The organism is Priestia sp. TSO9, from assembly GCF_021029645.1.
GTDB lineage: Bacteria > Bacillota > Bacilli > Bacillales > Bacillaceae_H > Priestia > Priestia megaterium_E.
In genome coordinates this window covers 359,597-374,552 of record NZ_JAJEKD010000009.1, presented here as the reverse complement: position 1 = coordinate 374,552, position 14,956 = coordinate 359,597, and the positions used below count along the sequence as shown (strand labels likewise).

The following is a 14,956-nucleotide window of genomic DNA, read 5'->3' as shown; positions in this document are numbered from 1 at the left end:
CAAAAAACAATAGGCTTCTTAGCTTACATATTGTTTACTGCCGCTTTTTTATAAATCGTACTGTTTGATTTATCGAACAGCACGATTTTTTCCTTCATTAAATAAAACTCTTCTATCCTCTATTCGTCGCCGACAATCCTTTCTATATAAAGAGTGATTATCTTCCTTTTATACAAGAAATTCTACTTGTTAGTATACTACTAAACTCTATTCTTACACATCACCTTTTACCTTTTTTTAATATTTATCCATTTTCTATTTTTGTATTTTTTACTGTAAGGTACGTAGTCGAACTGCAACAAAAATAAAAAAAGAGCGTCGATACAACGAGCGCTCTTTTTTATTTTTGGCGTAAAAATTCCCAAAATCCTGGCGTTTTGGAAAAATCAAACGTCTTAACAGCGGAAAGAATTTTAATCTTTAAATCTTGCTTTACGTCTTCTCTCTCATGCAGTGAAAAGCTTTGGACAGCTTTATTTAGTTTTGGTTCCAGCTTTTTTAATAGACGCCTTGACGCCTCTTCATCTCCAGCTTTCACTTTATTTACAAGCTCATATAGAGTTTCCATTTCTTCACTTCTTTCTTAAGTCAGTTGTTAGTTCTTCCACTTTTTCTTCAAGTCGCTTTATATTGTTTTCTACACGCAGTAATAAATAAAAAGAAAGGACAGCGGGAAATCCTACGTTTCCAACAAGTTGAAGCCACTGAGGATCAAACATATCTATCACTCACCTTCATAATTTTTTTCAACTTGCTTAGCGCACGTTGATAATGATTAGAAACCGCTTGCTGAGAAATAGAAAAATAAGCAGCGATTTCTTTATGAGTCCAGCGTTCGACAATAATCAAGTGCAGCATACACTGCTGCTTGGCCGTTAATTGTCGAAATGCATGATGAAGAATACGATTTTCAAGTTGATTTCCTAAAAATTCATGCTCCCATACAGCCACGTCCTGTACTCCTAGCATATCTTCAACTGTTCGATTTTCATCTAGCGCAGCCGGCTGCTGCAGGCGAAGAGGAATATAAGAACGCTCTTTTTCTTTTACACGCATAACATCTCTGGAATAATGTCTGCAAAGCTTGTTAATATAATGAAGCAATCTAACTTCGCTATAAAACTGATGAAATTCTTTGTTTAGAAGTCGTTGTTCTTTTGTATCATTTTTAACAACCGCTTTTTGTAATCGCTCATAGCGTTCTGGTGTCAAAAATGTATTCATTATATGAGTCTGAAGAGTTGCGCTGTGGTTTGTAAGAAATGTATGAAATGTACATTCTTTGTCGTGCCGCTTTTCTTGCTGCGAATAGAGCTGAGTCATTGTGCAAATCTCCTCCTTTTTTTTCCTATACTTATTAAAAAGGGAGAAAAGAGTAAAATAACAACACCAAAAACGAACATTTGTTCTTATATAAATTTAACTATATTAGGTTTTTTATGTCAATATGATGAAAGGCTTATTAATGATTGAAAAGACTCAGTAAAAAATAAAAAAAGAGATTGAGAGATAACGAAATGGATTCAATTTAAAGACGCACAAATAGGATACATGAGCTGATCCGCTTGTGACACCGCCGTTGATTTCCGTGCAAGACTCCTGGGGGAAAAGCGGAGTCTTCGCCTTCCCCTCCAATCAACTGCTAGAAGGAACGAAACAGATAAAATCTATGTTCATCACAACAAAAAAACGAACCGCTAATCAAATATTTTGATTAGCGGTTCGTTTTTCACTTCGGCTAAAATATTTTTATCCCGGCCTTTTTATTTCTTCTTCATGTAGAGATTATTCTTCGCCTAAAACGCGGTTAATACGTTTGCGAAGCATCGGCATTCCATTTCCACCCGCTTGGAAATGACGAAGCTGACCTTCTTTATCAAATACATAATATGCTGGTACATATTTATTTTCAAAAGCGTCTGTTAACTTATGCTCACTGTCTACGTAAATTGGCTGAGTAATATCGTGTCCCATTGCCATTGCCTCAATAACACCCATATCTAAGTCATCTTCTGAACGAGGCATATGGACTGCTACAACATTCAATTGATCATCATACTCATCACGAAGATCATTAACTTCAGGCATTGCTTCTTTACATAAATGGCAGCTTACTGACCAAAAGTGGATAAGCGTTGCTTTATCACCTACTAAGTCTTCCTTTGTTACTTCGTCGTTAATCCAAGATGTTGCTCCAGTTAATTCAGGCATTTGTTCACGTAATTTCATGTTAAAATCCTCCTCCATATTAATTAAACTGAATATTCTGTTTTTTGTAGTTAGAAAACTGTCTTTTCTATTTTAATGGCAGCAGTAGAGGAATTTCTCCTCTACTCCACCACTATTTATTAAAGTGTTTTTTGACCTGGTTTCCAGTTAGCTGGGCAAAGTCCGCCAGTTTGAAGGGCTTGAAGTACACGTAATGTTTCTTCTACGCTGCGGCCGATGTTGTTATGGTTTACAACTGCGTATTGCAATTCACCTTCTGGATTAATAATAAATAATCCGCGAAGCGCTACGCCTTCTTCTTCAATTAATACGCCGTAATCACGTGCTACTGCATGAGTTGGATCTGCAGCTAATGGATAATTCAAATCTCCAAGTCCATTGTCTTTACGATCTGTGTTAATCCAAGCTAAGTGAGTATGAATTGTATCTGTAGAAACACCTACAACTTCAGCATCTAGATCTTCAAACTCTTCGTAGTGATCCGATAGAGCTGTAATTTCTGTTGGACATACGAATGTAAAGTCCATTGGATAGAAGAACAATACTGTCCATTTACCGTTTTTCATATTTTCTTCTAAACTTACTTTTCCAAATTCCTTATTTGCAAGTACAGCTTCCATTTCGAAGCGTGGTGCTTGTTTTCCTACCATACGTTCTGCCATGTCAAAATCTCTCCTTGTACAATGTATTTCACAAGCTTATGCTTGTATGTATTATTTTTAATGCAATCAATGACAGCTTCTATTTGATAACGATTATTAGTATCATTATAAACTAGTAATGACTATTGATTACATTCTTTATTATACACGAGCTATTATTATAGTCAATACTTTTTTATAATCATTTTAATCTAGGATTAATTATCGAATGTTTTCCACTCTTTTTATTCTTTCTCTTGATTAATCCTATGTATGCAGGGATGAATAAAGATAGAAGATACTAAAAAACTTCCCTTGTTTCAACATATTTGCTTTTAAAATGTGCTGCGGCAAGATTTTGAATCTCAATTATGCTCTTTATAACCACAATAAAAGAGAATGAGACATAACTATCTCAATCTAATTTAGAGACGAACAAATTGGAAAATGATCTAGCATGGATGACGGGTTACACCGCTATTGATTTCCGTACAATAGCTAGAAGCAACTTCATACATGAAACCTACTTTTACCCTATCAATAAAAAAATCCGAACGAGCTTGATTCTCCATCAAGAATCAAAATCGTTCGGATCTTTCTTCAACTAAACTACTTTTGCCCAGCCTCTGTTATTTATTATCATTTGGATATACAAGACCGATTTGCTCTCTCACTTTATCCATCACGTGCATTGTTAAATATGAATTCTCATAAGAATTTGTGTCCGATTCCATCTTTCCTTGCTTTAACAGCTCTACGAATTCATTTATTTCATAGTACATAGCAGGATAAGGCTGATCGACCGTTAACTCTTCTACCCGTCCGTCATTGTATCGAATTTCTACCTTTTCAGCGGTATGTATTTTGTCAATAACCATACTGCCTTTTTCTCCTTGAATTTCACTTGGCAAATGCGAATTTGTAATTTTAGAATACATGATGACCGCGTCTCGATCTTCATATTCTAAAGCAACTGACCCTTCTCCATCTACTCCAGATTCTAGCATAAACGCCGTTGCCTTTATTTTATGAGGTCCTCCAAACAACGTAATCAGAGGATAAAGACAATATACACCTAAATCCATCAGTGAACCGTTGGCAAGCTCTGGCTTAAAGGCATTAAGCACGATACCTTCTTTGTATTTATCATAACGAGAAGAATACTGACAGTAAGATGCAACGTATTTCCGAATTGGACCAATTTTATGTAAGTTCTCTTGAATCACTTTGAAGTTAGGAAGAAGGGTTGATTTCATCGCTTCCATTAGCAATACCTTGTGATTTTTGGCTGTTTGAATCATGCGAGTTACTTCTACTGCATTGGCTGCGAGCGGTTTTTCACACAGCACATGCTTGTTATTTTTCAAAAATAAGATAGCTTGTTCCGCATGATAAGCATTTGGAGTAGCAATATACACTGCATCAATTTCAGCACTCACCGCCATTTCCTCTAAATCAGTAAATATATGAGGAATATCATATTTATCTGCAAATTCTTCTGCTTTTTCAATCGTTCGAGAATAAACAGCTGCAAGCTGAAAGTCGTCTACATACTGAGCTGATTCTAACAGTCGATCTGTTATCCAGTTTGTTCCTATTACGCCAAAACGAATCATCTTTTCATCTCCTTTTTATCATCTATATTGTATTGTATCGTCTTTAAAAAGAAAAACGAAGAAATAATAAAAAATCTATACCATTTCCAAGTGCTTTATATCTATTTTGTTTTATATAAAAAACAGCTCACAACAAATGTAAGCTGTTTTTTATATGACTCAAACGTAAGCTTATGCTTTCTCACCCACTACAGCAAAACGTTCATTCACATGGTTTTTATTCTCTAATTCATCTATTAAAGCAATCGCATAATCAGCATAGCTAATATAGCTTTCATTTTGACTATTTGTGATCACATGATCTTTTCCTAATTGATAGGCTCCCGTGCGAGCACCTTCTGCATCAAAAAAGGCTGCTGGGCTTAAATAAGTCCAATTTATAGTCGATTTTTCAAGTTCTTTTAAACCTTTACCCATGTTTGAAGCCGTTGGATAATAAGCTGCTGGAAAACCTTCTGTGCTCATTAAAGGCGTTGTTTTTTCTGCATCTACAAATAAACTTCCCGCTCCGCCCACTACTGCGAGTCGCGTTTGAACACCTTGAAATACTTTAATAAGTGATTGTATAGACTCAACGTGGAGCTGTTCGCTTCCAGGAGGTGCATTAAATGCATCTACCACAGCATCGAACTGTTTAATGTCTTTTGAAGTAATGGCAAAAATATCTTTTTCCATTACGTTTGTTTGATTTTTTAGTTTAGAAGCATTTCGAACAATGGCTGTTACTTCATGTCCTCTCTGTTTTGCTTCTTCCATAATTAATTGACCTGCTTTGCCTGTTGCTCCAATAACACCAATTTTCATTTTTATTCTCTCCTTTTATTTCAGTTGTAACCATTACAGTTACATGTAACACAAAAAAATTTGAGCTTTTTATTTTTATAGCACTGCTAATTCTTCTCAGCTCGTTGTAACCATTATAGTTACACATCACTCAATTTGTCAACCTCGCTATTCATTTTTTTACGAGATAAAAGATTTTAGCGATTGCTAAAAAGCCACAAAATAATAGTTCATTTACCATTTCAAAATATATCCATATTTTCAACTTATTTTTATCTCAGAGTACTTTTTTATGAAAAAAGGTTTCTTTTTTATAAGAAAGTGTTATAATAGGTATATTATTTCTTGTTCGGTGTTAACAAATAGAAAGACTTTCTTTAAAGTGATTCTTATTGAAATTGAGCAGAGATAGTAATATATTCGTGGATTTTCCACACAGGAGGTACTACAATGGTACAAGGTAAAGTAAAATGGTTTAATGCAGAAAAAGGTTTTGGATTCATCGAAGTAGAAGGACAAGACGACGTATTCGTACACTTCTCAGCTATCCAAGGCGAAGGTTTCAAATCACTTGAAGAAGGTCAAGAAGTTACATTTGAAATCGAAGATGGAGCTCGTGGACCACAAGCTGCTAACGTTCAAAAGTAATTGATTAAGAAGCTGTCACTAATGTGACAGCTTCTTTTTATGTCTATTTAACCAATTAAAATTTGATTTTCCTGCCAAAGGTTAGTCAAATTCGTATCAGCGAGCCGCTGATGCGTCTCTTTTACGCTAAGCCAACGATGCTTGTTGAAAACAAAGCGAGTTTCGGGAAGTTCAGTCCATATTTCCTGTACAGACTGGACATTTAATAGAACAAAGTTTGCTTCGTTTCCTTCTTCCACTCCGTACTTTTCTTTTCCAATCAGCCGGGCTGGTATACTTGTAATCATTCGGAGCAACTGTCGCTGATCATCCGGACTTCCCATATGTGCAGCATAGGCAGTTAGCAACCCTACTTGCAGCAAGTCTGCTTTTCCAAACGGATGAAAAGGGTCGTTCACGTTATCAGATGCAGTAGCAATTGGAACCGCTGCTTTTTGTATGTCGCGAATACGCGTTACGCCTCGTCTTACAATTCCTTTATCTTCTCTTCCCTGTAAATATAAATTAGAAGCAGGTAATGTGACAACTCCAATTTTCGCCTGTTTCAAAAGGTTTAAGATTTCTTTCACTGTTGCATCAGTCATTCCTGCAAGCGAGCAAAGATGCCCCACTACCACTTTTCCTTCCATATCTAATTCAATTGTTCTATGAGCAATATTAATTATTGTATCAACAGACGGATCATCGCTCTCATCCACATGTAAGTCAAGAGGTTTATTATAGGCTTGAGCCAGCGAAAATAGAGCATCAATCTCTTTTTCTGGATTTCTAGCTAAATGAGGACAGCCTCCAATTGCATCAATTTCAAGGTCGAATGCTCGTTCAATTTTATTCATCTTGTGCATATCATCAATGTCTAGGTTAGAGAATAGCGGAACAACCTGCACGTCCATATACGGGCTTAATTCATCTCTCACTTCGACAGCTGCTTGTAAACTTCGAAATAAACTATCTTCTTCCATGCTGCAGTCAAAATCAATATGCGTTCGAATCGTAGTCGTACCGTTAGCTAATGCCTGCAAAGCAGTTTTTAACATTCGCTGCTTAATTTCTTCTTCTGGAAATGCCGGCAGGCTGCTGCTGTAATTTTTAATGGCTTCTTGAAGAGTTCCAGATATATTGGGCACTTGAGGAAGCGAATGAGCTTTGTCTAAATGCATATGCATATCTACAAATCCTGGCAATAGCACACGACCCTGTGCATCAAGTGACGTTTCTTTTCCTAACACGGCCGCGTGCAGCGGAAAAAACTCGTCACCTTCAAGATAACCGTTTTGTAAAACGATAGAAGTATACATTCCATTTGAAATTTTCACTTCAAAAAGAGCGTGGTCGTGCATAATTGGCAAACGAACATTAATTAAGTGAAGCAACATAATTCCCTCCTCAATTTTTCAACTTCTTCATTTTTCATAGACCGCTTTATCTTCTCTATCATTTATTGTTTAAAGCATTAATTCGCCAAATTTCGCAAATCACCTTCTCTTTAGAGACCTTTATTTACAGAGAAAAAAGCAAGAACAAAAAAAGGAGCAGCGTCCCCACGCTGCTCATCAAAGAAAAAATGCTAGAAAATAGATAGAATGTACTTCCCATGGTTAAATGAGGGCTTACAGATAAAGCTTCAATGAGTGATTTCATGCTTTACATCGCTATTCTCCCCAGAAAGCAATGCAGATACAAACAAGAAATTTCCATCACTCGCTCATACTGTAAATAGACACATAAGAAAAAGCCCAAACAAAGGCAGGTCTCTCAAATACAATGAGCAAAAACCTACCCGCCTGGGCTTTTATCCCTTCGGTGTCATATCCATTTCTTTTCAAAAATGAATATGTGAATCGCTTGGACCAAACTTTCTACTAACGTAAAAATGGGAACCTAGATTCACTTTTTACTCATAGTCCTATCATTTACGGTGATAAGGTAGAAACGTCTGAGCCATATTCTCAAACATATATGAGTGAACCGTATTTAGCTTTTTCTTGTCTACAAATATACTACAGGTCTTTCTGCAAGTCAACTATAAACGAATAATCTTTTTAATAAAATTGTATATAGTTCGCCTTTTACAAAAGTTTACTTTTTAAAAAAGTTTGTTAAACTATCTAACACAGTAGTTGCATCTTCTTATAATCCTGCTTATACTTCGAACTACTTACATTACCTATAAAGGTCTTCACTCTGTTGAAGACAAAAAAGCGATCTAGGGTTCCGTTTAACACATGTTAAAGACTGGTCCAAGAGAGAGCGTACGGAATGGTTCCGTATACACGGAGGGATAAAAGCCTGGGAGAATGACATCATTCTCCCAGGCTTTTCTTTTTTACTACTATAAAATAAAAATAGAGGAAAGAAGGGATTTATATGAACAACCAACCAGCGTTAAGTAAATCGCTAAAGGTATATCAAATTGTGTTTTTGGGTCTTGCCTGGATGACTCCAATGATTTTCTTTACGGTTTACGGAGTAGCCTACGATGCGGCTGGAGGGCAAATGGTCATTGCTTATTTAATTGCTTTTTTAGCTATCTTTTTTACCGCATATAGCTATAGTCGAATGGTAAAAGCATATCCGATAGCGGGATCTGCTTATACGTATACGAAAAAAGCTATACATCCTCGCCTTGGCTTTTTAGTAGGCTGGGCACTTCTTTTAGACTATATTTTCTCCCCTATTATTGCTATTTTAACATTTGGTATTTTTATGCATACGGAATTTCCTTCTATTCCTGTATACGTATGGGTCATTGTCATGAACATTATCTTAGCTTTAGTCAATATTGTTGGTATTAAATCTGTAGCTCGTATAAGCGGCATCTCTGTTGTAGTTCAGATTCTCTTTATAAGTTTGTTTTGTTTATTTATCGTCAAAGATATTGCAACAGGTCAAGCTAGTTCTTCTACTCTTTTTTCACTTCATCCTTTTTTGGCTTCAGATGTACCGTTTACGACTATTTTTTCTGGAGCTGCGCTCATTTGCTTTTGCTTTTTAGGATTTGATGCAGTTACAACAATGGCGGAAGAAACGATTCAACCGGAAAGGACAATTCCAAAAGCCATTTTCCTTATTGTTTGTATCGCAGCTGTTATGTACATCGCTATCTCTTATTTCACACAGATTGCCTATCCGGGCTTCACGTTTACTAACCCTGATAATGCATCCTACACCCTTGTAAAATTAGTGGGCGGAAATCTTTTAAGCAGTCTATTTATTACGGTATTAATTATTGCAACCTTTACTCAAGGAGTTTCTTCAGTCACAAGCGTTACTCGCTTTTTATATGCTTTAGGCCGTGAATCCGTACTGCCTCAAAAGGTATTTTCATATATTCATCCAACGTTTAAAACGCCCGTGGTGAATATCTTGCTTGTTACCGCTTTTTCGTTTTTGGGAATGTTCATTGATTTAAACACAGCCGTCACTTTTGTCAGTTTCGGTGCCTTAACCGCTTTTACATTTGTTAATGTATCAGTCATTGCCCATTTTTATATTAAGTTAAAGAAACGGTCGTTTACTGAAACAATACTCTATTTAATCTTCCCTTTGATCGGAGCAGCATTTATCGGATGGCTGCTCACACTGTTAAACAAAGACACTCTTTTGATTGGTGTCGCCTGGCTTACTATTGGATTTCTCTATTTATTTGTAAAATCTCGACTGTCGGCTCCTTTTGTAAAGAGAGATCATTCAAAAGGGACGGTCCCTGAAAAATAAACTGAAAAATCAGTTTTCATGTCAGATATTCTAACAAACTGCTTGTCAACTCATTTTCACTCGTACTATACTACGGTTAATCGAAAGCCACAAATGGATAAAGGTTCTTACAGCCGTTAAGAACAAAAAAGCTGTCTAGGGTTCCGTTTAACATATGTTAAAGACTGGTCCGAGAGAGAGCGATATAGCGCTACGCTGTATAACACGGAAGGATAAAAGCCTGGGAGACTACTCTCCCAGGCTTTTATCTTTTTTTATTCTAAGGAGGTTATTTTATGAGTTCTATCTGGAAGCAAACAATCCCGGCTGGTGGAAAATGGTCAGGCCGAATTGGAAGAGGAAAATCGGTGACGTTTACCGCACAAGAATCCGGTGCAAATGTATCCCTACTATTATACAACGCTTATGATTTAACAGAACGATATAACATGCCCGATACCTTAAAAGCTCAGCACACTGCTCACTTAACAAAAGGACACGTTCTGATGAGTGACAACGGCAGAGCATTTGCAAGCATCACTGCTGACACCACCGGCTGGCATGATACCATTTCAGGCTACACTACGCGCAGCTTAACTCACCAAAAATACGGCGCATCTACTTATCAAGAATCTCGAAACGAATGGCGAAGAAATGGCGAAGAAAATTTTTCAATGGAGCTTTTGCGCAACGGTTTAACAACACGGGATCTAGTCCCTAACCTTAACTTATTTTCAAAAGTATACTGCGACGAAAAAGGCAATATGAATTTTGTTTCTTCTCATTGTAAAAAAGGAGATTTTATTACACTTAGAACAGAAATGGATTTGCTTTTTCTACTGTCTAATACACCTAACCCTCTAGACCCGAGCGGAACGTACCCTTCTGTTCCGATTGAAATAACCGTAGATGAAGCAGCTCCTGTAAGCTCAGACGACTACTGTTTAAATTTCAGACCTGAAAGTAAACGAGCGTTTGAAAACACATGGTCTTATGATCTATTGCTTGGAAATAAAACACTATCAATGATTTAAAAATAAAGGAGGCTTTATAATGGCTGTATTTAATCGAGCGGAAAGCAACAGAAAAATAGAGAACGCAATTTATGATGAAACGGTACTGGCTGGGGATGGCTGGATGCACGAGCTCAAACCCGGCCAAACGCTTAGAATAATAGATGTAGAAGGCAATCAAGCAGCGGATACTTTATTCTTTGATGCTGAAAACCTAGAAGATCATTACAGTGCAGTATCTACGATTGCTAATCAAGGAAATATTTATTTATCCACCGGCACAGTGCTGCTTTCTCAATCTGGCAAAGAACTAGTCAAAATTGTTGCTGACACGTGCGGACGCCACGACACCTTAGGCGGAGCTTGTTCGGCACAAAGCAACACCGTACGCTATGCACATGACACGCTTCCGATGCATAACTGCCGAGATACATTTATGCTTCAGCTATCAAAATATGATAGCCGCTACACCAAAAGAGATTTAGCACCAAACGTAAACTTTTTTATGAATGTACCTGTGACGCCAAGCGGCGGATTAACGTTTAATGACGGGGTATCTGCCCCTGGATACTATGTGGAAATGGAAGCTATCCATCCTACACTTGTATTGATCAGCAACTGCCCTCAGCTTAACAACCCGTGCAACGATTATAACCCTACCCCTATTCACTTAGTTATTTGGGATTCATTATAAAAAGGAGTGTTCATCTATGTTTACAAAAGTATTAATTGCGAACCGAGGAGCAATTGCCGTTAGAATTGAGCGAACATTACGACATTTCGGAGTGGAATCTGTAGCTGTTTATACAGAAGCTGATCAAGACAGCCTGCACGTTGATGAAGCAGATGAAGCCATTTTAATTGGCAGCGGCCCGGTCAAAGAAAGTTATTTAAACGAAGACCTTATTCTAGATATTGCAAAGAAAACAGGCGCGGAAGCTATTCATCCAGGCTACGGTTTTTTAAGTGAAAACGCGGAATTTGCTCGTCGCTGTCAGGCTGAAGGAATTGTATTTATGGGTCCTACACCTCAGCAAATGGAAATATTCGGATTAAAACATTCAGCTCGGGAAATTGCGCAAAAAGCCGATGTGCCTTTGCTGCCCGGTACACCTCTTATTACAGATGTATCAGAAGCTGTACGTGCTGCTGAAGAGATTGGCTATCCCGTTATGTTAAAAAGTACAGCTGGCGGGGGCGGAATTGGAATGCGTGTTTGCCAAGATGAAAAAGCGCTTCAAGCAGCTTTTGACTCAGTTTGCCATTTAGCACAAACAAACTTTAAAAACAGCGGTGTTTTTTTAGAGAAATACATTCAAAAAGCTCGCCATGTAGAAGTTCAAATCTTCGGGAATTCTTTTGGAGAAGTAGTGGCTTTAGGAGAACGCGACTGCTCTATTCAACGAAGAAATCAAAAAGTAATTGAAGAAAGTCCAGCTCCAAACTTCCCTTCATGTATACGGGAAAATATGCTGCAAGCAGCTACGCGACTAGCTAAAGAAGTCGGATATAGAAGCGCAGGAACGGTAGAGTTTCTTTATGACGCCGAAGCGGAGGAATTTTATTTTTTAGAAGTAAATACTCGTCTTCAAGTAGAGCACGGCGTTACAGAAGAAGTGTTAAACGTTGATTTAGTAGAATGGATGCTTAAAGAAGCATGCGATGAGCTAGTAAACCTTCCTTCTTTGCTTCCCGTGCCTTCAGGTCACAGTATCCAAGCTCGTATTTATGCAGAAGATTGCTTAAATGATTTTCGTCCCAGCGGCGGGCAAATCGACCAAGCAATTTTCTCTAAAAGTGCTCGAGTTGAAACGTGGGTACGAGACGGTATTACTGTAACATCACTTTATGATCCTATGCTCGCTAAAATTATCGTTTATGGAAAAACACGAGAAGAAGCCCTTCTAAAATTGAGCGCTGCTTTAAAAGAGACAAGATTATACGGCGTTACTACTAATCTTCAATACTTGCAAGGACTGCTAGAAGAAAAAGCGTGCAAAACAGGCGACGTGTATACTCAAATGCTTAACTCATATAATCCCAGCGAACAAGCACTCGAAGTATTAGACGGAGGCGTTCAGTCCACTGTTCAAGATTACCCGGGACGCACCGGGCACTGGAACGTAGGGGTTCCTCCGTGCGGTCCAATGGATCCTTTTGCTTTCCGCATAGGAAATAAACTTCTCGGAAACTCCCCGGATGCACCAGGGATTGAAATGACTCTCCGCGGCGGCTCTTATAAATTTAGAGACAATGTATCTTTTTGCATTACGGGTGCCAACATGCATGCTACATTAGACGGCGCTGAAATCCCTATGTATAAGACCATTAGAGCAAAGCCGGGACAAATTCTTTCATTTAATGAAGCAACCGAAGGAATGCGTACGTATTTACTGATTGGCGGCGGACTTGATATGCCTAAAATATTAGGCAGTTCTTCTACTTTTACACTAGGAAGCTTCGGAGGACACGGCGGAAGAGCACTTCGTACGGGAGATGTACTCCGTGTCTCTGACCACTCTCACGTTGAAAATGAACTTGCCCTTTCCTATCAGCCAGCCATGACTAAAGAATGGACAATCGGAGTAATTCCAGGACCTCATTGTACAGAAGAATTTTTACAGCCAGAGTACTTACAGCAGCTAACAGATACAAAATGGGAAGTTCATTTTAACAGCTCTAGAACAGGCGTTAGGTTAATAGGTCCCGCTCCTTTTTGGACCCGTGAAGATGGAGGAGAAGCCGGTTTGCATCCATCAAATATTCATGATAACGCATATGCCATCGGCACCTTAGACTTAACGGGAGATATGCCTATTTTACTTGGCCCAGACGGTCCGAGTCTTGGCGGCTTTGTTTGCCCTGTTACCACCGCTTCAGCAGAGTTTTGGAAAATAGGACAGCTTCATCCCGGAGATAAAATTTCGTTTAAATTAATTGACCTTGAACAAGCTGAAAAACTCAAATGTACTCAGGAAGACTTTTTACAGCATATCGGAACATCTGCATCACTTCCTGCACTTACAAATCCAGTAGCACAGCCGCTTAAAAGCGATTATCCGCTGCTGATTAACGAAACGGAAAATAGACGCTTCCCATTTTCCGTCCGCTGCTCAGGCGATGCGTATATACTTGTGGAATACGGAGAAATGGAGCTTGATCTTCTGCTTCGCTTCCAAGTACATGCTTTAATGGAAGCTATCCAAAAGCGTGAGGATTTACCGGTTCTAGATTTAACGCCTGGTATCCGTTCTCTTCAAATTCATATTGATGCAACAAAGATGTCTATTCTTGAACTTTGTCAGCACATTTCAACTATTGATCGCGCGCTTCCTCCTCTTGAAGAAATGGAAGTTCCGTCTCGCATTGTAAAACTTCCACTTTCATGGGATGATCCTGCGACTCAATTAGCTATTGAACGCTATCAGCAAAACGTTCGTCCAGATGCACCATGGTGTCCAAGCAATCTAGAGTTTATTCGCCGAGTAAACGGTCTGAACCACCTTGAAGATGTTAAACGAGTTGTATTTGATGCTAATTATCTTGTAATGGGGCTTGGAGATGTATATTTAGGCGCACCTGTTGCTACGCCTCTAGACCCTCGTCACCGTTTAGTTACAACGAAATACAACCCTGCCCGTACATGGACGCCTGAAAATGCAGTTGGTATTGGCGGTGCGTATATGTGCGTATACGGAATGGAAGGTCCTGGCGGCTATCAATTCGTGGGACGCACGATTCAAATGTGGAACCGACTTCGTCAAACGGAAAGTTTTGAAGCAGGAAAACCGTGGCTTCTTCGTTTCTTTGATCAAATTCAATTTTACCCAGTAGAAGCAGATGAGCTTTTAAAACTGCGCGAAGATTTCCTTCGTGGGAGATTTGAAGCAGATATTACGGAGACAACGTTTAAACTTGGAGAATATTTAGATTTTCTTTCATCTATTGAAGAAAGCACGGCTGCTTTTCGTCACACCCAGCAGGCTGCTTTTCAAACAGAACGAGAAAATTGGAAAGCACTTGGTTTAGCTGAGTACGTCTCTGAACATGAAACAGCTGAAATTACGGAACAAGAACTGCCCGAAGGTACGGAAGCCGCGCGCTGTACAATGCCGGGAAGCGTATGGAAAGTTCTTGTAGAAGAAGGACAAAAAGTTAAAAAAGGCGATACGTTAATTATCGAAGAAAGCATGAAAATGGAGTTTCCACAGCTAGCACCTATGGATGGATATATCAGCTCTATTCATGTGAAACCCGGCGATGAAGTACAAGCTGGACAGCTGATTGCCGGTATAAAAGCCTTTGCTCCAATTACTCATTAAGGACGGTG

General features: G+C 38.5%; 13 protein-coding genes and 3 riboswitches. Of the genes, 5 read left to right on the top strand and 8 right to left on the bottom strand.

From position 1 onward, the window contains the following. Positions 1 to 340: 340 nt before the first annotated feature. The 7 genes from LJC66_RS04660 to LJC66_RS04630 form a co-directional block, all read right to left on the bottom strand. A complete protein-coding gene (locus LJC66_RS04660; RefSeq protein ID WP_230931900.1) occupies positions 341 to 568 on the bottom strand; it encodes a helix-turn-helix domain-containing protein in 228 nt (75 codons plus the stop codon). A gap of 4 nt (positions 569 to 572) precedes the next feature. Then, positions 573 to 719, bottom strand: coding sequence for a YvrJ family protein (locus LJC66_RS04655; protein WP_013055696.1), 147 nt, complete (start codon positions 717 to 719; stop codon positions 573 to 575). Beyond that, on the bottom strand, positions 712 to 1,323 hold the full coding sequence (locus LJC66_RS04650) for a sigma-70 family RNA polymerase sigma factor (RefSeq protein WP_230931899.1): 612 nt from the start codon (positions 1,321 to 1,323) through the stop codon (positions 712 to 714). Before LJC66_RS04650 ends, LJC66_RS04655 begins: the two co-directional genes overlap by 8 nt. 462 nt (positions 1,324 to 1,785) lie before the next feature. Then, complete coding sequence (locus LJC66_RS04645) at positions 1,786 to 2,229, bottom strand: TlpA family protein disulfide reductase (RefSeq protein ID WP_013055693.1); 444 nt, start codon at positions 2,227 to 2,229, stop codon at positions 1,786 to 1,788. A gap of 119 nt (positions 2,230 to 2,348) precedes the next feature. After that, a complete protein-coding gene (locus LJC66_RS04640) occupies positions 2,349 to 2,891 on the bottom strand; it encodes a peroxiredoxin (protein WP_014461319.1) in 543 nt (180 codons plus the stop codon). Positions 2,892 to 3,499: 608 nt separating this feature from the next. Further along, positions 3,500 to 4,486, bottom strand: coding sequence for a Gfo/Idh/MocA family protein (locus LJC66_RS04635; protein WP_195695204.1), 987 nt, complete (start codon positions 4,484 to 4,486; stop codon positions 3,500 to 3,502). Positions 4,487 to 4,657: 171 nt separating this feature from the next. Beyond that, the gene (locus LJC66_RS04630) at positions 4,658 to 5,290 is read right to left on the bottom strand and encodes an NAD(P)-dependent oxidoreductase (protein ID WP_230931898.1); all 633 of its coding nucleotides are present in this window, start codon (positions 5,288 to 5,290) and stop codon (positions 4,658 to 4,660) included. A gap of 429 nt (positions 5,291 to 5,719) precedes the next feature. On the opposite strand from LJC66_RS04630, the gene LJC66_RS04625 reads away from it, so the two are divergent. Next, on the top strand, positions 5,720 to 5,917 hold the full coding sequence (locus LJC66_RS04625) for a cold-shock protein (RefSeq protein WP_013055689.1): 198 nt from the start codon (positions 5,720 to 5,722) through the stop codon (positions 5,915 to 5,917). A gap of 47 nt (positions 5,918 to 5,964) precedes the next feature. Here the strand turns inward: LJC66_RS04625 and LJC66_RS04620 are convergent, their stop codons facing one another. Next, positions 5,965 to 7,293: an amidohydrolase family protein gene (locus LJC66_RS04620; RefSeq protein ID WP_230931897.1), complete on the bottom strand. Its 1,329-nt coding sequence runs from the start codon at positions 7,291 to 7,293 to the stop codon at positions 5,965 to 5,967. A gap of 505 nt (positions 7,294 to 7,798) precedes the next feature. After that, positions 7,799 to 7,900: riboswitch (purine riboswitch) on the bottom strand. Positions 7,901 to 8,112: 212 nt separating this feature from the next. Next, positions 8,113 to 8,215: riboswitch (guanidine-I (ykkC/yxkD leader) on the top strand. A 69-nt stretch (positions 8,216 to 8,284) separates the two neighbouring features. Between LJC66_RS04620 and LJC66_RS04615 the strand changes: the two genes are divergently transcribed. From LJC66_RS04615 to uca, 4 genes are all read left to right on the top strand, one after another. Then, positions 8,285 to 9,634, top strand: coding sequence for an APC family permease (locus LJC66_RS04615; protein ID WP_230931896.1), 1,350 nt, complete (start codon positions 8,285 to 8,287; stop codon positions 9,632 to 9,634). Positions 9,635 to 9,758: 124 nt separating this feature from the next. Beyond that, positions 9,759 to 9,863: riboswitch (guanidine-I (ykkC/yxkD leader) on the top strand. Positions 9,864 to 9,909: 46 nt separating this feature from the next. Further along, positions 9,910 to 10,647, top strand: coding sequence for an urea amidolyase associated protein UAAP1 (locus tag LJC66_RS04610; RefSeq protein ID WP_230931895.1), 738 nt, complete (start codon positions 9,910 to 9,912; stop codon positions 10,645 to 10,647). A 19-nt stretch (positions 10,648 to 10,666) separates the two neighbouring features. Then, positions 10,667 to 11,320: an urea amidolyase associated protein UAAP2 gene (locus LJC66_RS04605; RefSeq protein WP_230931894.1), complete on the top strand. Its 654-nt coding sequence runs from the start codon at positions 10,667 to 10,669 to the stop codon at positions 11,318 to 11,320. A gap of 16 nt (positions 11,321 to 11,336) precedes the next feature. Next, entirely contained in the window at positions 11,337 to 14,948 is a 3,612-nt protein-coding gene (gene uca / locus LJC66_RS04600; protein ID WP_230931893.1) for an urea carboxylase, read from the top strand. The last annotated feature ends 8 nt before the right edge of the window (positions 14,949 to 14,956 follow it).